Raw genomic sequence first — 24,228 nt, forward strand, 5'->3', positions numbered from 1 at the left:
AGATGATTATCAAAAACGCACAGGTCTATACCGAAGGGTTCGCCTTTGAAAAGCGGGACGTCGCGGTGGAAGGGGAGCTGTTCGCCGAAACGGCGGGCGGCGGTACGGTCGACGCGTCGGGGCTGCTCATGCTTCCCGGGCTGATCGATATCCATTTTCACGGCTGCGACGGCTACGATTTCTGCGACGGCACCGACGAGGCGCTCGACGCGATCACCGCCTATGAGGGCAAAAACGGCGTGACCGCCATCTCGCCCGCGTCGATGACGCTGGCGGAGGAGACGCTCGCCGCGATCTACCAAAATGCCGCGCGCTACTCCTACCGGGGCGGCGCGATGTTCCTCGGCGTCAACATGGAGGGGCCCTTCTTCAACCCCGCCAAGAAGGGCGCGCAGAACGGCGCCTTCCTGCGCGAGCCGGATATCGGCATGTTCCGGCGGCTGTGGGAGGCGTCGGGCGGCAGGATCAAGACCGCCTGCGTCGCGCCCGAGCTGCCCGGCGCGATGGAGTTCATCGACGAGACGAAAAAATACTGCGCCGTCGCGGTGGCCCACACCACCTCGGACTACGATACGGCGATGGAGGCGTTCCGGCGGGGCGCGTCCCGCGCCATCCACCTGTACAACGCGATGCCGCCCTTCTCCCACCGCGCGCCCGGCGTGGTCGGCGCGGTGGCGGACAGCGGCGCGATGGCGGAGCTCATCTGCGACGGGGTGCACATCCACCCGGCGGTCGTGCGCGCGACCGTCAAGCTGCTCGGGGACGACAAGGTCGTGCTCATCAGCGACAGCATGATGGCCACCGGCCTTTCGGACGGGGCCTATTCGCTCGGCGGCCAGCATGTCGACGTCAAGGGCAACCTCGCGACCCTTTCGGACGGCACGATCGCGGGCTCCGCCACCAACCTCTTCGACTGCATGCGCTGCGCGGTCAAATTCGGCATGCCGCTCGAGAGCGCCGTCCGGATGGCCACGATCAATCCCGCCAAAGCGATCGGCGAGGACGGCCGCATGGGCTCGATCGCGTCCGGAAAGCTCGCCAACTTTGTGCTGGCCGACCGGGAGCTGAATATCCGTGCGGTCTATGTGAAGGGAAAACAGCTCTGACCCGGCGGGGAAATCTTCGGGAGGTGCAGGAATGATAGTATTAAACGGCAAGAGCGTGTTCGGCGGGATCGCGTTCGGCAGGCTGGCGTTCTATGAGCGCCGCCAGCAGAACATCCACCGACGCAGCGTCGACGACCCGCAGGCGGAGATCGCCCGGTTCGAGGACGCGAAGACAAAGGCCGTCGAACAGCTCGAGGCGCTCTACCAGAAAGCGCTCGTCGAGGTGGGGGAGACCAATGCGATGATTTTCCAGATCCACCAGATGATGCTCGAGGACCTCGACTACTGCGATTCGGTCACCAACATCATCACCTCCCAGGGGGTGAACGCGGAGTACGCCGTCGGCGTGACGGCGGATAACTTCGCGCAGATGTTTTCCGCGATGGACGACCCCTATATGCAGGGGCGCGCGGCGGACGTCAAGGACGTGTCCGAGCGGCTGGTGAACGTGCTCTGCGGCGTGCAGAGCGCGGGGGTTGACTCGGCCGGGCCGGTGGTCATCGCGGCGGACGACCTCGCGCCGAGCGAGACGGTCCAGCTCGACAAAAACAAGATTCTCGCGTTCGTGACCAAGCGCGGCTCGGCCAACTCCCACACCGCGATCCTGGCGCGCACGATGAACATCCCCGCCGTGATCGGCGTGGGGGATGTGCTGGAGGAGGCCTATAATGGCCGCGAGGTCATCGTGGACGGCTTCTGCGGGCAGATTTACGTCGACCCCGACGCGGAGACGACGGCGGCCCTGCGCGAAAAGTGGGAGAAGGAGAACGACAAGCGCCGCCTGCTCCAGGAACTGCGGGGCAAGGAAAACGTCACGGTCGACGGTCAGAAGGTGCTCATCTACGCCAACATCGGCAGCCCCTCCGACATGGGCGCGGTGCTCGCCAACGACGCGGGGGGCATCGGGCTCTTCCGCAGCGAGTTCCTCTACCTCGAGAGCAGCGGCTACCCGAGCGAGGAGGAGCAGTTCGCCGCGTACCGCACCGTCGCGGAGACGGCCGCCGGCAAGCGGGTGGTCATCCGCACCCTCGATATCGGCGCCGACAAGCAGGTGGATTACTTCCAGCTGCCCAAGGAGGACAATCCCGCGATGGGCTACCGCGCCATCCGTATCTGCCTGACGCGGGAGGACGTCTTCAAGACCCAGCTGCGCGCCCTCTACCGCGCGTCGGCGTTCGGCAACATCGCGATCATGTTCCCGATGATCACCTCCGTATGGGAGGTACGCGAGATCAAGCGGATTGCCGCCGAGGTGCGGGAGGAGCTGAAGGCGGCGGGCATCCCCTATTCCGAGGAGGTCGAGCTGGGCATCATGATCGAGACGCCCGCGGCGGCGATGATCAGCGACCGGCTCGCGCCGGAGGTGGATTTCTTCAGCATCGGCACCAACGACCTGACCCAGTACACCCTGGCGATCGACCGCCAGAACCAGAAGCTGGAGCGGTTCTATGACGCGCATCACCCGGCGATCCTGCGGCTCATCAAGCTGGTGGCGGACAACGCCCACAAGGCGGGCATCTGGATGGGCATCTGCGGCGAGCTTGCCGCGGACCCCGAGCTGACCGAGACCTTCCTCGCCATCGGGGTCGACGAGCTGTCCGTTTCGCCGCCCTACGTGCTCGAGCTGCGCCGCCGCGTCCGGGAGACGAACGTGGCGGAGGTCCGTGAAAAACTGCTCGCGGCGTTTATGGAGTAAAGGTAAATCACTTGGCAGTAAAACGAAGCGGCCCGCACAGCCTCAATGGCTGTGCGGGCCGCTTTTGCAGCTGCTACAAGAATCGCGTTAAGTAAAGTTGCTTTACAGGAAACGCCGGTCAGTCGTGCTGGTCCCAGAGCGCGGCGAGCTGCTTCTGCCCGGCGGTGGTCATCCGCTTGGAGATGTTCCCGCGGATGAAATCCTGGTTGTCGATGTAGAGGCCAAACTCTGTACGGTCGTCCTCATCCGCGAGGGTGGACAGGTCATGGCAGCCGTTAAAGAAGAGCAGATTCACGCGGTAGATTTCATTGAGCACGCCGAAATAGAACTTGTTTTGGCGGCTGTTGGCTTTGGTGGCTTCCAGAACCTGCCGCAGGGCGTTCTGCATCGTCTCGTGCCGTTCCCGCACATAGGCGTCGCAGCCGCGCCGCAGGACCTCCTGCATCTCGGGGGACTGCTGCTCGAAGGGGAGCATCCGGACGGCGCCGTCCGCGAGCGTTTCCGTGGCGGGCTTGCAGCTCAGCCCGGAGAGGGTGTGGTTGGCGGCCTCGGCAAAGGCGATGCCGAACGGATCGCACATCCGCCGGATCTTCTGGTGGGCCTGATTGATGACAATGAAGGCGATGACGATCAAAACCATCATCATCCCATAGGCCAGCAGGTATGTTGAATCCATAAACAGTTCCTCGCTTCTGGCCGCAAAGCGGCCTGATAATCTGTATTTTTTCTAGTATACCGCAGAGGAAAGGGCTCGTCTATATGAAATGTGCACAAAAATGGAAAAAGCCGGGCGCGCGATCCTCGCGCGCCCGGCTTTCATAAGTCCGTTATTTCTTCTTGAGCAGCCCGACAAAGGCGCTGAGCAGGAGGGTGAGCGCGGCGAGATTCGCATGGCGTTCGCCGCCGCGGCCGGTATTGGGGCCCTGCTTGGTGGGGAGCGCGGACAGAGGCACTTCCTCATCCTCAATCGTCAGGAGGCCTTCGGGGACGGTTTCGTCCTTAGGCTTGAGGATCGGGGTGGAGGGGGTATCGGGGCGGTCGCTGCCGCTGCTTCCGCCGCCGCCGGGATTGCTGCTTCCGCCGGTCTTCACATAGTGGAAGATGACGGTATAGACGTTGCTCGGGTCGTACTGGAAGGTGTTGCCGCTGACTTCCACGTCGTTTGCGGATACGGCAATCGCATTGTCCGACAGAAGCGCCGGGAACGCCGCGGAGCGGAGCGCCGCGTCCTTCTCGATCAGCTCGCTGCCGAGCTTGTGCTTGAGCTCGGAACGCGCGTCGCGGTAGGACTGGATATTCGATTCGAGCGATTCGATCTGCTCCTCAAGGGTCGGTTTTTCGTTGCCCTTGCTGTCGCTGTCACGATGGTCATCGGAACCCTGCTGAGTATCGGAACCCTGCTGATCGTCGGAGCCCTGCTGATCATTGGAGCCCTGCTGGGCGTCGGAGCCCTGCTGATCATCGGAGCCCTGCTGGGCGTCGGAACCCTGCTGATCGTCGGAACCCTGCTGATCGTCGGAACCCTGCTGGTCATCGGAACCCTGCTGGTCATCGGAACCCTGCTGGTCATCGGAGCCCTGCTGATCGTCGGAACCCTGCTGGTCATCGGAGCCCTGCTGATCGTCAGAGCCCTGCTGATCGTCGGAGCCCTGCTGGTCGTCGGAGCCCTGCTGATCGTCGGAACTCTGTTGGTTTTCATCGAACGCGTCGTCCTTGTCTTCTTCCTGATGCGCCAGCTTTTTCAGCTTGGCGTTGAGCTCGTCGATCTGTCCGGCGAGATCGCGGTAGTCGTCCAGATCGGCGTCGATCTCGTCGATGCTGGCGTAAACGCCGTCCTTGACCAGCGCGGCCTTGAGCGCGTCGACCTCCTGCTGGAGGGAGGCGGCGGGAGCTTCCTCCGAAATGGCCTCCGCGGACATCAGGCTGACCGTGTCGGCGGCTTCCTTGGGCTCGGAGGAGACGGAGAAGCTGTCAAAGCGGTAGCCGCCGAAGCTCTTGATCGCGTCGGACAGATCCACCGGGCCGGCGACTGACGGGGCGTCCATATAGTGGGTTTCGTTGATCTGCCCGTCGGCGGAGGCGTAGAGGAGTGTGATCCGGTCGACTTCGGGTTTGGGCGGGTCAACGCTCTTTTCAGTCCACTTGGCGTGGAGCGTGAGATTTTCGGTGACGGTATCGGAGCCAAAGTTCCATGCTTCGGCGAAAGTGCCGTCATCCTTGTACCAACCGGAGAAGTCGCAGTTTTCTTTGGACGGGTCGGTGGGCCTGTCGATCGTGCTCCCCCGGGCGATGCCGGTGATGGAAGCCACATCGGAGCCGCCGTTGCTGTCAAAGGTGACGGTGAAGGTCTCAGCAGCTTTTGGAGTGGCGGTGTAGTAGGCGGATACAACGCTGTCGTCCTTAATTCGGAAGGGCGCGTTTTCAACCGTACTTCCAAAATGTCCGCTGCCGCTTTCTTTATTCCATTTTACGAACTCGTAGTCATAGTTCTCCGTATCAAAGCCGGATTTGTTGGCTTCCGGGTAGATGACGATACCGTTGCCGTCGGATGGCAAATCATAAGGTCCATAGGAATCTGTTTTGGAAAGCTCGCCGTTTATATGGGTCATGACCGTCAAGTTGGCAGTGCTCGGGGTGACGGGCTTTCGTTCCGCATGATAGTTTGCGCGGATGGTGGTAGCGGCGTTTCCGGTCTTGAAAGAGGTGCTCTCGCTGCCGGCGTTGGTAAAGGTGCCGTTTCCGATTTTTATGCTCCATCCCTGGAAGGTATATGTGAACGCGTCGGTATTGAATTTGGCTTTATCCGGGGCAATTTGAACGGTGGTCCCGGCAGCATAAGCATCGCTGCCCGTGCCCTCGCCAACTTTTACGTTGTCGACGAGTGTTTCGACGGTCAGTTGATACTTCTGGGTCTGTTTCCATACCGCGTAAAGCGTCCGGGACGTTCCGTTGCTCAGGGAGTAGGAGCCACCGGGCTGATATTGAGCGGCCGTGCTCCCCGAGGAAGTCGACCAGCCCTGAAACTCATACCCGCTGCGGGTGGGGCGGTTACCGCTGAGCGTAATGGAGGACGCCGTCGTGCTTCCGGACTGTGCCGACGGCATGTTGGAAACCGTATCATTACAATTCTTATTATAGGTAATAGAATACGATGTTGCAGCCCGCTCGAAATAATACGAGCATATGTTACCGCCGTTAAAAAGTGAAAAGCTGCTGCCAGGCTGGCGCTGACCACTGTTGGTCAGAACATAAGTACATTTGACGCCATCCATCTGAAAGATATCCTCAGCTTTTGGTAGTTTAAAACTTTTGTTATTAACATTGTATTTTCCCAAGTCAATTACCAAATTCCCAGAGCTAGTGCTACATGAATAACCATTTATTTTCGTAATTCCACTTTTAAAGGGGACATTGATTAGTGCGGCGCGAATGGTTACTGTTGAGTTTGCAGCCGCCAGCGCGCTCACCGGAACGAGCGTCAGTACGAGCAGAGCCGCGATGAGGGCCGCCAAGAGCTTCTTCATGTTATGCATCTTCCTTTTCCTCCTGCTTCTGCGCCGGGACTGTACCGGCGTCCGAATCATTCCAAGCCGCGACCGCTTTCTCGTCCGGGCCCCGCGAATCCAGCGCGCTGTCCATGAGCTGAATGAGTTCCAGCGTGCTTCTAAACCGCTGGGTCTTTTTCTTGTCGAGCCACTGGATACTGCCCTGCCAGGTGGCGTTCTGACGGAACTGCACCTGGATGAGGAACGAAGCGGGGTCCATCGGTTTTCCCGCCGGATCGCTCATCTTTGTCCACACCCTTCCTGTTATTTCCGTGGAGTTCGGCTTTTTTAACAGAACCCCAGCATTTGCCATTGGTAACAACCAAAATATAGCATTTGGTAATCACACGCCAGTCACAAAACAATATTTTATCTAGTTTGTGACAGAAATTTTATATTTTTCCCAAGAAAATCAATGATTTATAGCTTTTTGGCGGGAACGAAAAATGTGGATCAGTCACACAATATATCCAATTAATTGGGAAATTGACCTTTGTGTAACGGGATCTCTTTTCCGCCGCGCCATTGTCTGCGCGGGGGAACTATGGTATACTGTTACGGGATTTTGCAGTTCGGTACGGAAGGGGAAGGGCCTTGGACTACAACGAGCTATTGCACGTCTCGGCGGACGTGGGCAGCGAGCTGCTCGAGAGCGGCGCGGAGACCTACCGCGTGGAGGAATCGGTCTACCGGCTGGTGAGCGCCTACGGTGCGCGGGAGGCGAACGTCTTCGCGGTGCCGACCTGCATCATCGTGTCGATCACGCTTGGGGACGGCAGCACGGTCAGCAAGACCCGCCGTATCTACGCGCGTGGCACCAACCTCGACCGCATCGACCTTTTGAACGCCCTCTGCCGGCGCATCTGCCGAGGGGAGGTCCCGCTGGAGGAGGCGTACGGCGAGCTGGAGGCAATCCGCCGTCTGGGCGGCTCCCCGCCCGCGCGGCGGTGCGCAGGGTATGTGCTGATCGCGTTTTCCTTCGCCCTCTTTTTCGGGGGGACGCTCGCGGACGCGGGCTGCGCGGCCGTCATTGGGCTGGCGATGTTCTTTGTCGTATTTGCGCTGGAACGCTGGAAGGCCAACGCCGTCTTCGTCAACATCATCGCAAGCGGCGTCACAATGATGCTCGCGGTGGCCGCCGTGGGGCTGGGACTGGGACAGAACATCGACAAGATGGTCATCGGCGCGCTCATGAACCTCGTCCCGGGCGTCGCGATCACCAACGCGATGCGGGACATCATGGCGGGGGATTACCTTGCCGGACAGGCCCGCCTCACCGAGGCGCTGCTCACCGCCGCGGCGATGGCGCTCGGCGCGGGTGCCGCGCTCGCCGTCGCGCGGATGCTGTAGGGAGGGGATCTGATGGAACTGTTATTGCCCTGCCTCTACTCCTTTATGGGGTGCGTCGGCTACTGCCTGGTCTTCAACATCCGCATGCGCAAGCGGATGCTGCTGCTCGCGTCGCTCGGCGGCGCGGTCGGCTGGTGCGTCTACCTGCTCTGCGGCTGGCTCCAGAACGACATCACCCAGTCGTTCGCCGCGATCCTTGCGGTTGCGGCCTATTCCGAGATCATGGCGCGCCTCCAGAAATCCCCCGCCACCGTCTACCTCATCGTGGGCCTCATCCCGCTGGTGCCGGGCGGCGGCATCTACTACACGATGGAATACTGCATCAACGGCGATATGATGAACTTCATGAACACCGGCATCCACACGCTGGGCATCGCGGGCGCGCTGGCGATCGGCATCCTGCTCGTTTCCGCCTGCGTGCGGATCCTCAACAACATCCAGCGCCGGAAGCGCCGGGAGACTGCATAATAAAAGGAAGGACGCGGCCATGGCCGCGTCCTTCCTTTTTCCGCTTGTCCGGCGGACATCCGGGCAAAGTTCAATGGATCATTCTGTATTCCACCGGATGAACCGGTATTCCCGCAGCAGCTCGATAAACCGCACGAGGCGCGGGTAGAGCGGCGCGGCCTCCTCCCCGAACCGCGCTTCCAGCAGCGCGCCGATCTCCCCGACCGGGCGGGCGCCGTCGATTTGGAGCCATACGAAGCTGCCCTGCCGGTCGAGGTCGATCCTGCTTGCCGCGGGCCGTCCGAAGCACCGCTGCGCCACACGGTTGAAAAATCCCCGGTGCGCGGCCGTCAGCGTGACGAGTCCCGGCTCCCGCTCCCGCCAGGGAAGCCCGGGGTCGCGCAGCGGAATGAATTCGAGGTAGTTGCGGGACCGGCGCTCACGCCGCGTCATGGCGGTTGCGGAGGGCCGCGCCCAGCAGGGAGAGGATGAGCAGGCCGAAGGCCGCGAGGGAGAGCAGGGCCGCCCAGCCGCCGAGCCCGGAGGTCAGGCGGGAGAGGTCGATGGCGCTGCCCAGGCTGACCGCCTCGCCGGCGGCGTCTTTGCCGACCGGGATGATGGCGAAGACGGCCAGCAGGATGCCGATGAGCCCCTCGCCCGCGATCATGCCGGAGGTGTAGAGGACGCCGCGCTCAACCGTGTCCCTGCGCGCCTCTTCGGAGCGGCACCGGCGCTTTTCAAACCACAGGCGGACGAGGCCGCCCGTCATGATCGGAACGGAGAGGTGGATGGGCAGATAGATGCCCACCGCGAAGGGGAGCACAGGGATGCGCAGAATCTCGGCGGCGACGCCGATGCCTGCGCCCGCGAAAACGAGGGTCCAGGGGAGGTTGCCCTCCATGACCCCTTCGACGACCATCTTCATGAGCATCGCCTGGGGGGCGGGCAGCTCGGTGGAGCCGTAGCCCCAGGCCATGTCGAGCAGGTAGAGCACGCCGCCGATCGCGAGCGCGGCGGCGGCCACGCCCACCAGCTCGCCGAGCTGCTGCTTGCGCGGGGTTGCGCCGAGAATATAGCCGGTCTTGAGGTCCTGTGAGGTGTCGCCAGCGATCGCGGCGATGATGCAGATGACCGACCCGATGGCGATCGCGCCCATCATGCCGCCCTGCCCGGCGCTGCCGGTGGATTTGAGGAGCATCGTGCAGAAGAGCAGCGTCGCGATCGCCATGCCGGAGACGGGGTTGTTGCTCGAGCCGACAAGCCCCACCAGCCGGGAGGAGACGGTCGCGAAGAAGAACCCGAACACCGCGATGCATACCGCGCCGAGCAGCGTGACGGGGATGGGCGGGAAGAGCCAGATAAAGACGATGGTGATGAGCACGAGCGCGCCGATGACCCCCATCGGCAGGTCGCGGTCGGTGCGCAGGCCGGTGCCCTTTTCGCCGCCGTAGCCCTTGACCGCCTGCCCGAAGGTGCGCACGATGAGAGGCAGGGACTTGACAAGGCTGAGGATGCCGCCTGCGGCGACCGCTCCCGCGCCGATATATTTGATATAGCTGTTCCAGATGTCGGTGGACGCCATCTTGGAGATCGGCTTGAGGCCGGGGAAGAGCAGGACGTCCCCGCCGAAGAGGGCAATGAGGGGCATGAGCACCAGCCAGCTCACAACGCCGCCCGCCATCATATAGGAGGCGATGCGCGGCCCGCAGATGTAGCCGACGCCGAGCAGCGCGGGCAGGACGTCGACCCCGACGCCCGCGCCGCGGTAGCTGCCGATCTCATAGTGCACCTCGCTGGGGAAGAGCTTGAGCCCGTCCGCGATGAACTTGTAGAGCGCGGCCAAGCCCAGCCCCGCGAAGACGGTGCCTGCCTTGGAGCCGCCCTGTTCGCCCGCGAGCAGGACCTCGGCGCAGGCGGTGCCCTCGGGATAGGGGAGCACGCCGTGCTCCCGGACGATGAGCGCCTTGCGCAGCGGCACCATGAAGAGCACGCCGAGCACGCCGCCGCACAGCGCAATCATTGAAATTTCCACGAGGGAGGGCGCACTGCCGCCCCACTCCTTCATCCACATGAACATGGCGGGCAGGGTGAAGATCGCGCCGGCGGCGACCGATTCGCCCGCCGAGCCGATCGTCTGGACCATGTTGTTTTCGAGGATGGAGTCCCGCCGCAGCAGCACGCGGATGATCCCCATCGAGATGACCGCCGCGGGGATCGAGGCGGACACGGTCATGCCGACGCGCAGCCCGAGATAGGCGTTCGCGCCGCCGAAGAGCACCGCCAGCAGGCAGCCGAGCAGCAGCGAGACGACGGTGAACTCGGGCGCGACCCGGTCGGCGGGTACAAAGGGTTTGAAATCCGGTTTTTCTTCCATGAAAAAACCCCTTCCTGATTGGATACGCCCCCGCGAAAACGCAGGGGGGAACGGGGCCGTCTGCCCCGCCGTACACAGTCAGGAAGGGGAGACAGCCCTACAGCGCCTCGATCGCGTTGGCGAGGATCTGGTAGTTCTTCCAGATCGACTCGAGCGCCCAGTTTTCATTGGTCTTGTGGTAGGTGACCTCCTCGCCGGGGAAGAGCGCGCCGAACGCCACCGCGTTTTTGAAGGCGCGCGCGTAGGTGCCGCCGCCCGTCGAGGCGGGCGGGTCGTCCCGGCCGGTGCACTCTTTGTAAACCGCCTGCAGGGTGGCCACGAGGGGGGAGTCCTTTTCCACGTAGAGGGGAGGCTGGAAGAACTCGTTCTCCACCGAGAAGCCGAACGGCGCGACGGCCTTTGCGAGCGCCTCCACCACCTGCGCGTCGGTGAAGGTCACCGGCACGCGGATGTCGCATTTGAGCTCGGCGGAGCGGGCGTCCACCTTGGCGATCGAGGGATTCACCGTTAGTCTGCCCGAAGGCTCGTCGGAAAATGCGACGCCGAATTTTTCGGGCCCCGCGTTTTCCATAAGACGGAGGAAGGGATGGTCGATCCCCTTGGCGCGCAGCTCGTCGCAGAGCTTCACAAGCGCGTTGACGCCGAGATGGGGGGCCATCGCGTGGGACGCCTTTCCCGCCGCCTCGTAACGGACGCCGCCGGCCTCCGCTTCCGCGTGGGCGGGCACGACGTTGTAGGCGTTCGGACAGGAGATCGAAAGGGGCTTCACGCCCTCGTCGAGCGCGCGGTAAATGCGCACGTGCAGGATGCCCTTTTCCGCATAGGTGACGGGATACTCGGAGTCGGGGGTGAAGGCGCAGTCGGGGGCCTCCTCGGTTTTGCGGTAGCGGGCCATGCACCGCCAGTCGCCCGCCTCCTCGTCGCCGCCGAGGATGAGGCGCACCCGCTTGCCGGGCGTGAGACCGCTGTCCGCGACCGCCTTCATGGCGTAGAGGGCGGTCATGGCGGGGCCCTTGTCGTCGCAGGCGCCGCGCCCGTAGAGGCGGCCGTCGATCACGGTGCCGTCGAAGGGGGGCGCGAGCCAGCCGTCCTCCTCGACGGGGACGGTGTCCACGTGGGCGATGATGCCGACGAGCCGGCTGCCCTCGCCCATCTCGATCCAGCCGCAGTAGCCGTCGAGGTTTTTGGTGCGGAAGCCGAACTTCCGGCCGAGCGCCAGCATGTATTCGAGCGCGTCGTATACGCCCTTGCCGAGCGGCGCTTCGTCGGTGACGGGGCCGCAGCCGCCGTTGACGCTCTTGATCTGTAAGAGCCCCCGCAGATCGGCGAGGAACTGTTTTTCATTCAGAGGATAATGTTTCATGTCCAGGCTCCTTTTGTTGGGATATTGTTAGGGTTGCCGTACTTTCCTAGAATATCACAAACCGTTCCGCATTTCCAGCCGCTTGCGCCAAAAGGCCCTTTTGCGGTAAAATACCCGTAGCAAGGATAGAGGGGGAAACGCGATGGTGCGTCCTGCAAAACCGGACGAGCTCGGCAGGATTCTGGAGATTTACGCGGCGGCCCGACGGTATATGGCGGAAAACGGCAACCCGGCGCAGTGGGGGAGCTCCTATCCGCGTCGGGAGCTGCTCGAGGAAGACCTCAGGCGCGGGCAGCTTTACGTCGTCACGGAGGGCGATAAGATCCACGGCGCGTTCGTGCTGGCGCTGGGGGAGGAGACGACCTATGCGGAGATGGAAAACGGGGCGTGGGAGCATGACGGGCCCTACGGCACGATCCACCGGGTCGCCGGCGACGGCACGGGAAAGGGCGTCTTCGCCCAGTGCGTGGCGTATTGCCGGGGGCGGATGGAGTGCCTGCGGATCGACACCCATGAAAGGAACGGCACGATGCGGCATCTGATCGAAAAGCACGGCTTCGCGCGGCGCGGCGTCATCCATGTGGAGGACGGCAGCCCGCGGATCGCGTATGAATTTGACGGGGCTTCGGGAGAAAACGGGTAAATTTGGCGTGTTGACTTTTGGGGCAGCGTGGGGTAGAATAGGAAGAGAACGTATGTTCTATGGAGGATCACCCACATGGACCTGATGGAAAAACTGGAAATTCTTTCAGACGCCGCCAAGTACGACGCGGCCTGCACCTCGTCGGGCGTCGACCGCAAGGGGGAGAAGGGCGGCATCGGAAGCTGCGTAAAGGCGGGCATCTGCCACAGCTTCGCCTCCGACGGCCGGTGTATCTCACTTTTAAAGGTGCTGATGACCAACTCCTGCGTCTACGACTGCAAATACTGCGTCAACCGCCGCTCGAACGACGTGCGCCGCACGGCGTTCACTCCGCGCGAGCTGGCCGAACTGACGATCCAGTTCTACCGCCGCAACTATATCGAGGGGCTCTTCCTCTCGTCGGGCATCCTCAAAAACCCCGATTACACCTGCGAGCGGATGATCCAGGCGCTGGAGATCCTGCGGGGCGAATACCGCTTCGGCGGCTACATCCACGCCAAGGCGATCCCCGGTGCGGACGACCGGCTGATCGCGCGGCTCGGGCTGCTGGCCGACCGTATGAGCGTCAACATCGAGCTGCCGAGCCAGCAGAGCCTGGGGCGGCTCGCGCCCGACAAGTCGAAGGCCGACATTCTGCGCCCGATGGGGCTCATCCAGACGGGCATCGCGGAGAACTCCTCCGACCTCGTGCGCTACCGCCACGCGCCCAAATTCGCGCCCGCGGGCCAGAGCACCCAGATGATTATCGGCGCGACGCCCGACAGCGACCTCCAGATCCTGCGGCTGACCCAGGGGCTCTACAGGAAATACGGGCTCAAGCGGGTGTTTTTTTCAGCGTACATGCCGGTGCAGGAGGACGCGCTGCTGCCCTCCCTCGACACCCGGCCGCCGCTTTTGCGGGAGCACCGGCTTTACCAGGCGGACTGGCTGCTGCGCTTCTACGGCTTCGACGCCTCCGAGCTGCTCGACGAGGGGCACCAGAGCTTCAACCCGCTCGTCGACCCCAAGTGCAACTGGGCGATCAACCACATGGACCAGTTCCCCGTCGAGGTGAACCGCGCCCCCTATGAGATGCTGCTGCGGGTGCCGGGCGTCGGCGTCAAGAGCGCCCAGCGGATCGTGGCCGCGCGGCGGACAAGCACGCTCACCTTCGAAGGGCTCAAGCGCATCGGCGTGGTGCTGAAAAGGGCGCAATATTTCCTGCTCTGCTCGGGGAAGATGGCGGAGGGTCTCGTCGTCACCCCCGACGCGGTGCTGCGCGCGCTCATCTCCGAGCGGGACTACGAGCGGGCGCGGCTGCCGGAGGAGGCGCCCGAGCAGCTTTCGCTCTTTGACCGCAATCCAAACAGGGAGGACGTGGTGCAGTGCCTGACCGGACAGATCTAGTCTACCTCTGTGAGGAGAGCCTGGAAGGGACGCTCTGCTGCGTCTACGAGAGCTACACCCGCCGGGAGGTCCCTTTCGACATCCTGCCGGAGGGCACGCCCACCCTCTACCCGTCGCGCCCGGTCGTCTCCGACGAGGCCCACGCGGCGCGGGTGTGGCGTTCTCTTCTGAAGCTCGACCCGGAGGCCGCCGCCTGGGTGCGCGACGGCTGGTGCTCCTGCCTGGAGGGCCGGGAATACCGCGCCTACCGGTTTATCCGCGCCCTCTACGCCCACGGCCCGCGTATCATGGGCAATCTCGCGGACCCCGACGTGGGGGAGTTTTTCAAGCTCGTTCGGTTCCAGCGCAATGAGGCGCACCTTATGAAGGAGTTTTTGCGGTTCGCCGACTACGGGGGCGCGCTCGTCTCGGTCATCGAGCCGAAGGCGCTCATCCTCGAGAGTCTCGTGCCCCACTTCACCGGCCGCTTCCCCGAGGAGCAGTTCATGATCTTCGACAAGACGCACGGATTCGCCCTCTTCTACCGCCCCTACGAGTGGGTGGTGCGCCCGGTGAGCGAGCTGGCGCTGCCCGTCGCGGACGCACAGGAGCGGAACTTCCGCGCCCTCTGGCGGCGGTATTACGACCGCATCGGCATCGAGGGGCGCTACAACCCCAAGTGCCGGATGACCCACATGTACAAGCGGTTCTGGAAGAACATGCTCGAGATGGACCGCGAGACGGGCGTCCTGCGCGCCGACGAGCGCGCCCCGCTGGACGGCCCGTCCGGACCACCGCTGCGGCTTGAATAGGTGATGGAAGAGGCCCCGCCGGGTTCCCGGCGGGGCCTCTTCTCTATGGGTTGATTCCGGCATAGCCGGTCCGTTCAATCAGCTCCTGCCCCTCGGGGGAGAGGATCCATTCGAGCAGCGCGTCGATCTGCTCGGTGCTCTGGGTGGTGGCGGCGTAGAATTCGCTCGTCAGCGGGTAGCGGCCCGCCCGGATGTTCTCCACCGTGGGCGCGACGCCGTCCACCGCGAGCAGCTTGATGCCCTTGTTGCCGACCAGCTGGTCGGCATAGTAGCGGAAGGAGAAGCCGATCGCGTTCTTGTGGTTGCGGTAGTCGGAGGTCCGCTCGATGATCCCGGACATGAGGTCCTCGACCTGCTCGGTGGGCGGCGTCATCAGGGGCGCGTCCCCCATGAAGCGGACCAGCGCGCTCTGGCTTCCGCTGCCCTGGTTGCGCTGGAAAGCGAGGATCGGCTCGTCGCGTCCGCCGACCTCCTTCCAGTTGGTGATCCCGCCGGAATAGATGCCCCTGATCTCCTCCGAGGTGAGGCTTTCGACGGGGTTATTACGGTTGACGAAAAAGACGAACCCCTCCCGGCCGATCGGCGTGAAGCGCAGTTCCCGGCCTTCCGCGCGGGCCTCCCCGATCTGTTCCTCCGACGGGTACGCGCCGAACATCACGTCCACCTCGCCTTTGGCGAGCAGAGCGTAGCCGCCGATCGTGTTGTGGAACTGGAAGGGGCCGTCCGCCGAGCCGAGCGGGAGAATGTCGGACGGATAGACCGCGCCCACAAAGGCGGAATAGACCGGGAACAGGGCGGTCGCGCCGTCCACCACCGGGAGCGGCTCGCCGAGCCGCAGGCTTGCCGGGCCATCCAGCCGCGCGACCTTGGAATCCTGCGCGAAGGGCAGGTAATCGGCCGTGTCGAAGGGCGCGCCGTCTTCGACCGTCAGGTAGCGGTCGTAGGCGTTGTGTGCGAATTGGACGCCCAGGCAGACGGCGGAAAGCAGGACGACCCCTGCGAAGACGATCCCCACATTCCTCCGGGCCCTGCCCGGACGCAGCAGAATCAGCAGGATGCAGAATACGGCTGCGGCGATCGGCAGCAGGGCGAAGAGGACGGAATAACCGGTGGCCAGGGTCAGCAGGAAAAGATAGAGCGCGGCGATCGGGGCCGCGAACACGAGCAGCAGGATGGCCGCCGTCTGCAAGACGGCGGATGGTTTTCGACCGGAATCGTTCACAGGAGGGCCCCCATTCACAGGTTTCTTGGAACGACTCCATATTACCAGAAAAACGGACGGGCGGCAAGCCTGGAGACGCGGGTGAAAAATCAGGAACGCTCCCACATCGAGGAGAATAGGCTAATAGGGGGCAATCCACAAAGCCCCCGAAATTCAGATAGATTTGGAGAAGAAACCATGAACCAAGATATGATCCCTTTAAACCGCGTGCCGGAAGGGCGCGTCGCACGGGTCATCGACCTGTTTACCACCGGAAATATGCGGCGGAGGCTGCAGGACATCGGACTGATTGAGGGGACCGACGTCGAGTGCCTGCAAAAGAGCCCCGCCGGGGACCCGGTCGCCTATTACATTCGCGGGGCGGTCATCGCGCTGCGCTCGGAGGATTCCCAAAACATACTGGTGCGCTGCAACTAAAACGACGACATAGGGGGAGATTTCAGTGGGCTTAACATCCGGTTCCACGGGAAAACGTGCGGTCGACAGCGGCTTTGTCATCGAAAGGGGCGCGGGCGAACGGGTCATCGCGCTGGCGGGCAACCCGAATGTCGGAAAAAGCACGGTTTTTAACGAGCTGACCGGGCTCAACCAGCATACCGGCAACTGGCCGGGCAAAACGGTCACGAACGCGCAGGGGCGCTATACCCACAAAGGCCGCGAGTACATCATGGTGGACATCCCGGGTACTTATTCGCTGATGGCGCATTCGGTGGAGGAGGAGGTCGCGCGGGACTTCATCTGCTTCGGGGACCCCGACGCGGTGGTGGTCGTGTGTGACGCGACCTGCCTCGAACGCAACATGAACCTCGTCCTCCAGACGCTGGAGATCACCGACCGCGTCGTCGTCTGCGTGAACCTGATGGACGAGGCGCGGAAAAAACACATCGAAATCGACTTTGGAAAGCTCTCGGAGAACCTCGGCGTACCGGTCGTGGGCGCGAGCGCGCGCAGCCGGGAGGGACTCGACGAGCTGATGGACGCCGTGGGACGTGTGGTGGAGAGCGACCGCTGCGAGCCGGTCCGCCTGCGGTATCCGCAGGCGGTGGAGGACGCGCTCGCACTGCTCGCGCCCGCCGTGGAACCGCTCTGCACGGGCGGGATCCCCGCCCGCTGGATCTCCCTCAAGCTGCTCGCGGACGATACCCAGCTGATCGAAGCGCTGGGAAGCTATCAGAGATGCAACCTCCTCGCCAACGACGGCGTCGCGTCCGCGCTTCAGCGGGCGCGCGCTCTGCTGGCGGGGCAGGGGTTCTCCATTGAAAAGCTGCGGGACATCATCGTTTCCTCCATTGTCCTCCACGCCGAGGAGACCTGTTCGGACGTCGTGACATTCCGCAGGGAGGGCTACAACGACCGCGACCGCCGGCTTGACCGTATCCTCACCAGCCGTGCCACCGGCATCCCGGTGATGCTCCTGATGCTCGCCGTCGTCTTCTGGCTGACGATCACCGGCGCGAACTATCCCTCCCAGCTGCTGGCGGACGCCCTCTTCTGGGTGCAGGACCGCCTGACGGAATTCTTCGTCTGGATGGGCGCGCCCCTCTGGGTGAACAGCCTGCTGGTCGAAGGGGTTTACAGGGTGCTTGCATGGGTCGTTTCCGTCATGCTGCCCCCGATGGCGATCTTTTTCCCGCTCTTTACCCTCCTGGAGGACTCCGGCTACCTGCCGCGCATCGCCTTCAACCTCGACCGCGGCTTCAAACGCTGCCACGCGTGCGGCAAGCAGGCCCTGACCATGTGCATGGGCTTCGGATGCAACGCGGCGGGGATCACCGGCTGCCGCATCATCGATTCGCCGCGGGAACGCCTGATCGCGATTATCACGAATAATTTTGTTCCCTGCAACGGGCGGTTCCCGACCCTTATCGCAATCATCACGATGTTTTTCGTCGGGGGCGCGATGGGCGCGTTTTCCTCCGTCGTCTCGACCCTGATCCTCACCGCGGTCATCGTGCTCGGCGTGCTGATGACCTTTGCGGTGTCGGCGCTCCTCTCCCGCACGATCCTCAAGGGGGTGCCGTCCTCCTTTACCCTCGAGCTGCCGCCCTACCGCCGTCCGCAGATCGGCAAGGTGATCGTCCGCTCGATCTTCGACCGGACCCTCTTCGTGCTCGGGCGCGCGATTGCCGTCGCGGCGCCGGCGGGGCTCGTCATCTGGGTGATGGCCAACGTCACCGTCGGGGATATGAGCCTGCTGGCCCACTGCGCGGGCTTCCTCGATCCCTTCGCGCGGCTGCTCGGGCTGGACGGTGTGATCCTCATGGCGTTCATCCTCGGGTTCCCGGCCAACGAGATCGTCGTGCCGATCATCATCATGGCCTATCTCGCGACGGGGAGCATCCTCGATTTCGACAATCTCGCACAGCTCAAGACGCTGCTCGTCGACAACGGCTGGACCTGGCTGACGGCGGTGTGCACAATGCTCTTTTCGCTGATGCACTGGCCCTGCTCGACGACCTGCCTGACCATCCGCAAGGAGACGCAGAGCTGGAAGTGGACGGCGGTCTCCTTCCTCGTGCCGACGGTGATCGGCATGATCGTCTGCTTCCTCGTCGCGGGCGCGGCCCGGCTGCTCGGGCTGGCATGACAAAAAAGCGTCCCGCATTCAAGCGGGACGCTTTTTCACAGGTCCTTGACGAAGCCGCGCAGGACCTCGCAGGAGGCATGAAATTTTTCCTCCTCGGCGCCGGTGAGGGGGAGGCGGACGATTTCCTGGACCCCGCCGCGCCCGATGACCGCGGGCACCCCGCAGAAGACGCCGTATTCCCCATACTCCCCCTCGAGCAGGGTGGAGACGGGGATGATGCGGTTTTCGTCGTGCAGGATGCACTTGATGATGCCCGCGGCGGTGGTGGCGATGCCGTAGTAGGTCGTGCCCTTGCGCTTGAGGATTTCCCAGCCCGCCTGGACGGTGTCGTGGACGAGCCGGTCGAGGTCGACCCCCTCGAAGCGGCCGGGATTGTCCCGCAGGACCTCGGCAAAGGTTTTGCCGCCCACGGTGACGCGCGACCAGGGGACCATCTGGCTGTCGCCGTGCTCGCCGAGCGCGAAGGCGTGGACGCTGCGCGGGTCGACGCCGACCAGCCCGCCGAGGAGCGCCTTGAGGCGGGCGGAGTCGAGCGCGGTGCCGGTGCCGATCACCTGGCTTTTGGGGAGGCCGGAGAGCTTCCAGACGTCCTGCGCGATGAGGTCCACCGGGTTGGAGACGATGAGGAAGATGCCTGAGAAGCCCGCCTCCATGACCGGCCCGACGATCGAGCGGACGATCTCCTTCGAGAGGCCGAGGGTGTCGAGCCGGGTCTGGCCCTCGCGGGGCGGCGGCCCGGCGGTGATGACGACGATGTCCGCGTCGCCGCAGCCGGCGTATCCGCCGGCCGTCACCCGGATGTTGCGGCCGAGATAGTCGATGCCGTCCCGCAGGTCCATCATCTCCCCGTGGGCGCGCTCGGCGTCGCGGTCGACGAGCAGGATTTCGTCGCAGAGCCCCTGCGTCAAAAGGCTGAACGCGGTGGAGGAGCCGACGAGCCCCGCCCCGATTATGGCGACCTTGCTGATATGCTGTTTCATGGGATCACCTCGAGAGAATCATTTCTCCCTAGTATGCCCCAATCAGTCGAGCAGATGCTTCGAGCGCCAGTTTCCGCTGCGCCAGCGCAGGAAGGAGACGAGCCCGCGGAAGCACTCGTCGCAGGTCATGGCGATCCAGATGCCGGGCAGCCCGAGCCCGAGGACGACGCCGAGCAGGTAGCCGCCGCCGACCGCGACCGTCCAGACGGTGGTGACGTTGAGGCAGATGGGGAAGCGGATGTCGCCCGCCGTCTGAAGGGCGCGGAATAGGACGATGTTGGCCGCGCGGCCGAGCTCGAGCAGGATTTCGATGCCCATGATCGTGCGGCACATGGAGAGCACCTGCGGGTCGCTTGTAAAGAGCCCGAAGAGCGGCTCGCAGAGCAGGAAGAGCAGCAGCGAGATTACAAAGGAGACGAGCATCGCGGCGCGCAGCGTCGCGTTGACGCGGCGGTCGGTCTCCTCGACTTTTCGCGCGCCCATCAGGTAGCCGACGATGATCTGGGTGGCCTGCGCGATCGCGGACCCGTAGATGTAGGAGAGCATCGCAAACATGTTGGAGTAGGCGCGCGCCGTGATGACGTAGATGGGCAGGGAGTTGCACATCGTCTGGATGACGATCTGGGTCAGGTTGTAGGAGATTGACTCGCCGCCCGAGGGGATGCCGATCTTGAGCAGGCGCTTCAGATGGTCGACGGGGAAGGGCCGCAGGTTCCGGAAGTCGACGGGGGTGCGGATCGTGCGCTTAAAGAGCCAGATGACGATGACGACGCCGACCAGGCGGGACAGGTCGCTCGAGATGGCGGCGCCCGCGACGCCGAGCATGGGGATCGGCCCCATGCCGCCGATGAGGACAAAGTTCCCGGCGATGTTCAAAAGGTTGATGACGATCGAGATGAACATCGTCTGCTTGGTGAGGCCGTGCGCGCGGAAGAAGGCGACGAAGGTCAGGTGGATGGCCTGCAGGGGCATGCCGACGCCGATGATGCGCAGGTAGGCGCCCGCCTCGGGCATCAGTTCCGCCGGGACCCCCATCAGCCCGTAGATCTGCGTGGAAAAAAAGGTGAGGGCGACGAAGATGACAAGCGAGAGCGTGACGTTGACCACGAGCGAAACGGTGTAGGTCTGGGCGACCCGCTCGGTGCTGCCCGCGCCGATGTACTGGGTGATCAGGATGGTCGCCGCCATGCAGATGACCGAAAAGGAGATGAGCAGCAGATTGGTGATGACGTTGGCGTTGCCGATCGCTGCGACGGCGGTGGGGGAGGTGCGGGCCACCATCATCTGGTCGACGTTGCTGACGAGCATCTGGAGGACCAGTTCGACGAAGATCGGCCAGGTAAGTTGGAAGAGGTACCCGCGCGAATTGACATTTTGATCCATAAGCGTCCCCTGTTCACATCATAATAACGGAGTCATTATAGTACCTGCACGAAAAAAGTCAATGGATTTTCAGCACATCGCACAAATAAAGCGGACAGCACAAAAATGCTGTCCGCTGTAAGCCCGTGGTTCGTTATTTTGACATGAGGTCACAGATGGCGTTGGAGAAGGCGACGGGGTCGTCGATCGACATCCCCTCGATGAGCAGCGCCTGCGAATAGAGCAGGGAGGCGTACTGTTTCAGCTGGTCGCGGCCGCCCTCGTCCGCGTAGAGCTTCCGCATTGCCGCGAAGACGGGGTGGGAGGCGTTGACTTCCAGCACCCGCTCCGCCTTGGGCTTCTGCTCGCCGGGCATCGCGCTGAGCACCTTCTCCATCTCGAGCGAAACCATGCCGTCGCTCGAGAGGCAGACAGGGTGGGATTTGAGCCGGCTGGAGAGGCGCACCTCCTTGACCTTTCCGTCAAGGGCGTCCCGCAGAAAACCGAGCAGGTCCTTGTTCTCCTCGTTCTGCTTTTTGATCTCTTCCTTTTCCTCCTCGGTCTCCAAACCGAGGTCCTTGTCGGCGACCGACTTGAATTCCTTGTCCTCGTACTTGAAAAGCATCCGGAGCGCGAACTCGTCGACGTCGTCGGTGAGGTAGAGGATTTCGTAGCCCTGGTCGCGGAGCAGCTCGGTCTGGGGCAGCAGGCCGATCTTTTCCACCGTTTCGCCGCAGGCGTAGTAGATGTATTTCTGCGACTCCTTCATGCGGCCGACGTACTCCGACAGGGTGACGAGCTTTTCTTCGCTCGACGAGTGGAAGAGCAGCAAATCCTGCAAGAGGTCCTTCTTGGCGCCGTAATCGTTGTAGACGCCGAACTTGAGCTGGAGGCCGAAGTTCTTCCAGAATTTCTCATATTGATCCCGGTCGTTTTTGAGCATCGAAAGCAGCTCGGAGTGGATCTTCTTTTCGAGCCGCCCGGCGATCACCTTGAGCTGGCGGTCGTGCTGGAGCATCTCACGGGAGATGTTGAGGGAGAGGTCCTGCGAGTCGACGAGGCCCTTTACAAAGCTGAAGCAGTCGGGCAGCAGGTCGGCGCACCTGTCCATGATGAGCACGCCCGAGGCGTAGAGCTGGAGCCCCTTCTCGTAGTCGCGGGAGTAGTAGTTGAAGGGGGCGCGGGCGGGGATGAAGAGCAGGGCGTTGTAGGTCGCCGCGCCCTCGGTGGAGCTGTGGATGACGAGCGCCGGGTCCTCGAAGTCGAAGTATTTCTCCTTATAGAAATTGTTGTAGTCCTCATCCTTCAGCTCCGACTTGTTCTTCTTCCAGATGGGCACCATGCTGTTGAGGGTCTCGTGCTCGGTGTAGTCCTCGTATTCGGGCTTGTCCTCGGGGCAGCCCTCCTTGAGACGGCGGGCGGGCATGTCCATGCGGATGGGGTAGCGGATGTAATCGGAGTACCGTTTCACAAGCGCGGAGACGCGGTGCGGGTCGAGAAATTCGTCGTAGTTCTCCTCCCCCTCGTTCTCCTTGAGGGTCAGCACGATCTTTGTGCCGTGGCCGTCCATTTCGCAGGGCTCGATCGTGTAGCCCTCGACGCCGCGGCTCTCCCATTTCCACGCCTCGTCCGAGCCATAGGGACGGCTGTAGACGGTGACGCGGGAGGCGACCATGAACGCCGAATAGAACCCGACGCCGAACTGGCCGATGATGTCAATGTCCTCCTTGTGCTCGCCGTCCTCCTCCTGCTTGAAGGCGAGGGAGCCCGACTTGGCGATCGTGCCGAGGTTGCTTTCGAGCTCGTCCTTCGTCATGCCGCAGCCGTTGTCCGTGATCGTAAGGGTGCGGGCGTCCTTGTCGAGGGCCAACTCGATCGAGAAGTCGTCCCTCGAAAGCCCGGTGAGATTCTCCGAAAGGGAGTGGTAGTAGAGCTTGTCGATCGCGTCGGAGGCGTTGGAGATCAGTTCGCGTAAAAAGATCTCCCGGTGGGTGTAGATCGAGTTGATCATCAATTCGAGCAGCCGTTTGCTCTCGGCCTTGAACTGCTTGGTGCGCATGAAACCAGACCTTTCTATCAGAATTTCATTAAAAACGAAAAGTTAGCACTCAATCTATTTGAGTGCTAACTATACTATAATATAAGTCGCAGGAAAAATCAAGTCTAAATTGTGAACATTTTCGGCAGTAAAACGCGCTCTTTCCTCCACTCATCTTATAGAAGGACAAAAAGGGGGGACCGGCATGGGCCGGATCAATCATCTGCTGAAGTTTGCCTGCATCGCGGCGGCGCTGACACTGCTTGCCGCTTCCCCGGCGCTGACCGCCCGGCCGCCCGAGCCGCCGGCTGAGACGGTCGAGATGCGCCTGCTGCCCGACGACCGCCCGATCCGCGTGACGGGCGACGGCCGGGTTCTCGAGCTGTGCGCTCCCGCCGCCGGGCAGCTGCCCTCCCACGGCTTTGACGCGGAGCTGACGCCCGTCTACGACACGGCGGAGCCGGTCGACATCGCGCAGATGCCGGTGCGGGACACGCCGGAAACGCCGGCTCCCCGCGCCTGCCCGTTTGACGGGGAAGCCGTGTGAAACGCCGGCCGGCATTGGCCGCGGCAGCGCTGACCGTCCGCCGCCCGGGAGTCCGGCTGATCAAATGAGGATAAAAAAGGACCGCCTTACGGCGGTCCTTTTTGTGGTTTAGGATTGGGTATAGGCCTGGCCCGTGTGCTCCTTGTAGTGGTGCGCTTCCTCGAGCATCATGTCCTTGACCTTCATCAGGCGGATCTGGGTGCTGCGTTCGTTCTCGTCGAGCTTCATCGTGATGTACTTGATGTTCTCCCGCAGCTCGGGGATCACGACGTGTTCGAGCGCGTTGACGCGGCGGCGGGTCTTCTCGATCTCGGCCGCCATCAGCTGGCAGGACTTCTCCACCTCGGCCAGCCGCAGCAGGTCGGGCAGGATGTCCGAGAGGGACTTGATCGCGCCGTCGAGGTCGGAGGAGGTGAAGGCGAAGCCGTAGGAATAGATGTTGTTTTCGTCGCCCGAGCGGGTCTTGTACTCGAAGACGGGAATCTCGACGCTCATGACGTTGCGCTCCGACGCCTCGAGGTAAACCTCCTGCATCGGGGCCATCATCGCCACGTTGAGCACCTCGTCGTCCATGCCCGCGCGCGCCAGCACGAAATTCTTGTTGGCGGCGGCGATGCCCGCCTCCACGGTTTCGCGCAGGGCCTTGTTTTCCCGCACCAGCTCGAGGAACTGACGCATCAGCTCGTCGCGCTTATCCTTGAGGAGCTTGTGGCCGCGCGTGGCGGTGACCAGTTTTTTCTTGAGTCTGGTCAGCTCCATGCGGGTCGGGTTCACCTGTGTTTTTGCCACGG

The 24,228-nt window shown here is 62.9% G+C and carries 21 protein-coding genes and 1 pseudogene; 10 read left to right on the forward strand and 12 right to left on the reverse strand.

What is annotated here, in order from left to right; all coding sequences use genetic code 11:
* Positions 1-2 precede the first annotated feature (2 nt).
* Entirely contained in the window at positions 3-1,106 is a 1,104-nt protein-coding gene (gene nagA / locus C1A13_RS06800) for an N-acetylglucosamine-6-phosphate deacetylase (RefSeq protein WP_101550405.1), read from the forward strand.
* A gap of 31 nt (positions 1,107-1,137) precedes the next feature.
* A complete protein-coding gene (ptsP, locus tag C1A13_RS06805) occupies positions 1,138-2,802 on the forward strand; it encodes a phosphoenolpyruvate--protein phosphotransferase (protein ID WP_101550407.1) in 1,665 nt (554 codons plus the stop codon).
* 118 nt (positions 2,803-2,920) lie between these two features.
* Here ptsP and C1A13_RS06810 read toward each other — a convergent pair whose 3' ends face one another.
* From C1A13_RS06810 to C1A13_RS06820, 4 genes and pseudogenes are all read right to left on the reverse strand, one after another.
* The gene (locus C1A13_RS06810) at positions 2,921-3,478 is read right to left on the reverse strand and encodes a hypothetical protein (protein WP_101550410.1); all 558 of its coding nucleotides are present in this window, start codon (positions 3,476-3,478) and stop codon (positions 2,921-2,923) included.
* A 151-nt stretch (positions 3,479-3,629) separates the two neighbouring features.
* Positions 3,630-5,357, reverse strand: coding sequence for an InlB B-repeat-containing protein (locus tag C1A13_RS15105; RefSeq protein WP_242970827.1), 1,728 nt, complete (start codon positions 5,355-5,357; stop codon positions 3,630-3,632).
* A gap of 381 nt (positions 5,358-5,738) precedes the next feature.
* A pseudogene (locus C1A13_RS15255) lies at positions 5,739-6,386 on the reverse strand (InlB B-repeat-containing protein); the annotation flags it as partial.
* Positions 6,328-6,591, reverse strand: a complete 264-nt coding sequence (locus C1A13_RS06820) for a hypothetical protein (RefSeq protein ID WP_101550414.1) — start codon at positions 6,589-6,591, stop codon at positions 6,328-6,330. The gene C1A13_RS06820 and the pseudogene C1A13_RS15255, both read right to left, overlap by 59 nt.
* A gap of 350 nt (positions 6,592-6,941) precedes the next feature.
* On the opposite strand from C1A13_RS06820, the gene C1A13_RS06825 reads away from it, so the two are divergent.
* Both C1A13_RS06825 and C1A13_RS06830 read left to right on the forward strand, forming a co-directional pair.
* The gene (locus tag C1A13_RS06825; protein WP_172439201.1) at positions 6,942-7,697 is read left to right on the forward strand and encodes a threonine/serine exporter family protein; all 756 of its coding nucleotides are present in this window, start codon (positions 6,942-6,944) and stop codon (positions 7,695-7,697) included.
* 12 nt (positions 7,698-7,709) lie between these two features.
* Positions 7,710-8,165, forward strand: a complete 456-nt coding sequence (locus C1A13_RS06830; RefSeq protein ID WP_101550418.1) for a threonine/serine exporter family protein — start codon at positions 7,710-7,712, stop codon at positions 8,163-8,165.
* 78 nt (positions 8,166-8,243) lie between these two features.
* Here C1A13_RS06830 and C1A13_RS06835 read toward each other — a convergent pair whose 3' ends face one another.
* From C1A13_RS06835 to C1A13_RS06845, 3 genes are all read right to left on the reverse strand, one after another.
* On the reverse strand, positions 8,244-8,597 hold the full coding sequence (locus C1A13_RS06835) for a PqqD family protein (RefSeq protein WP_101550420.1): 354 nt from the start codon (positions 8,595-8,597) through the stop codon (positions 8,244-8,246).
* Complete coding sequence (locus C1A13_RS06840) at positions 8,584-10,518, reverse strand: OPT family oligopeptide transporter (RefSeq protein ID WP_101550422.1); 1,935 nt, start codon at positions 10,516-10,518, stop codon at positions 8,584-8,586. Before C1A13_RS06840 ends, C1A13_RS06835 begins: the two co-directional genes overlap by 14 nt.
* Positions 10,519-10,615: 97 nt before the next feature.
* Positions 10,616-11,881: a Sapep family Mn(2+)-dependent dipeptidase gene (locus C1A13_RS06845; RefSeq protein WP_101550424.1), complete on the reverse strand. Its 1,266-nt coding sequence runs from the start codon at positions 11,879-11,881 to the stop codon at positions 10,616-10,618.
* Positions 11,882-12,023: 142 nt separating this feature from the next.
* Between C1A13_RS06845 and C1A13_RS06850 the strand changes: the two genes are divergently transcribed.
* From C1A13_RS06850 to C1A13_RS06860, 3 genes are all read left to right on the forward strand, one after another.
* Entirely contained in the window at positions 12,024-12,524 is a 501-nt protein-coding gene (locus C1A13_RS06850) for an N-acetyltransferase (RefSeq protein WP_101550426.1), read from the forward strand.
* Positions 12,525-12,599: 75 nt separating this feature from the next.
* Positions 12,600-13,910: a putative DNA modification/repair radical SAM protein gene (locus tag C1A13_RS06855; RefSeq protein WP_101550428.1), complete on the forward strand. Its 1,311-nt coding sequence runs from the start codon at positions 12,600-12,602 to the stop codon at positions 13,908-13,910.
* Entirely contained in the window at positions 13,889-14,701 is an 813-nt protein-coding gene (locus C1A13_RS06860; RefSeq protein WP_101550430.1) for a TIGR03915 family putative DNA repair protein, read from the forward strand. Before C1A13_RS06855 ends, C1A13_RS06860 begins: the two co-directional genes overlap by 22 nt.
* Positions 14,702-14,744: 43 nt before the next feature.
* Here C1A13_RS06860 and C1A13_RS06865 read toward each other — a convergent pair whose 3' ends face one another.
* A complete protein-coding gene (locus C1A13_RS06865) occupies positions 14,745-15,923 on the reverse strand; it encodes a PstS family phosphate ABC transporter substrate-binding protein (RefSeq protein ID WP_146021697.1) in 1,179 nt (392 codons plus the stop codon).
* 177 nt (positions 15,924-16,100) lie between these two features.
* Here C1A13_RS06865 and C1A13_RS06870 point away from each other — a divergent pair, with 177 nt between their 5' ends.
* Both C1A13_RS06870 and feoB read left to right on the forward strand, forming a co-directional pair.
* Entirely contained in the window at positions 16,101-16,340 is a 240-nt protein-coding gene (locus C1A13_RS06870; protein WP_101550434.1) for a FeoA family protein, read from the forward strand.
* Between the two features lie 25 nt (positions 16,341-16,365).
* Complete coding sequence (gene feoB, locus C1A13_RS06875) at positions 16,366-18,510, forward strand: ferrous iron transport protein B (protein WP_101550436.1); 2,145 nt, start codon at positions 16,366-16,368, stop codon at positions 18,508-18,510.
* 35 nt (positions 18,511-18,545) lie between these two features.
* Here the strand turns inward: feoB and C1A13_RS06880 are convergent, their stop codons facing one another.
* The 3 genes from C1A13_RS06880 to htpG form a co-directional block, all read right to left on the reverse strand.
* On the reverse strand, positions 18,546-19,490 hold the full coding sequence (locus C1A13_RS06880) for an L-lactate dehydrogenase (RefSeq protein ID WP_101550438.1): 945 nt from the start codon (positions 19,488-19,490) through the stop codon (positions 18,546-18,548).
* Between the two features lie 42 nt (positions 19,491-19,532).
* Positions 19,533-20,873 carry an MATE family efflux transporter gene (locus C1A13_RS06885; protein ID WP_101550439.1) on the reverse strand — a complete coding sequence of 447 codons (1,341 nt, stop codon included), beginning with the start codon at positions 20,871-20,873 and terminating at the stop codon, positions 19,533-19,535.
* 133 nt (positions 20,874-21,006) lie between these two features.
* Positions 21,007-22,911, reverse strand: a complete 1,905-nt coding sequence (htpG, locus tag C1A13_RS06890) for a molecular chaperone HtpG (RefSeq protein ID WP_101550441.1) — start codon at positions 22,909-22,911, stop codon at positions 21,007-21,009.
* 184 nt (positions 22,912-23,095) lie between these two features.
* Between htpG and C1A13_RS06895 the strand changes: the two genes are divergently transcribed.
* The gene (locus tag C1A13_RS06895) at positions 23,096-23,437 is read left to right on the forward strand and encodes a hypothetical protein (protein WP_101550443.1); all 342 of its coding nucleotides are present in this window, start codon (positions 23,096-23,098) and stop codon (positions 23,435-23,437) included.
* A gap of 108 nt (positions 23,438-23,545) precedes the next feature.
* Here the strand turns inward: C1A13_RS06895 and C1A13_RS06900 are convergent, their stop codons facing one another.
* The gene (locus C1A13_RS06900; protein ID WP_101550445.1) at positions 23,546-24,226 is read right to left on the reverse strand and encodes a V-type ATP synthase subunit D; all 681 of its coding nucleotides are present in this window, start codon (positions 24,224-24,226) and stop codon (positions 23,546-23,548) included.
* Positions 24,227-24,228 lie beyond the last annotated feature (2 nt).

The sequence above is a fragment of the Anaerotruncus massiliensis (ex Togo et al. 2026) genome, assembly GCF_900199635.1.
GTDB classification, from domain to species: domain Bacteria; phylum Bacillota; class Clostridia; order Oscillospirales; family Ruminococcaceae; genus Anaerotruncus; species Anaerotruncus massiliensis.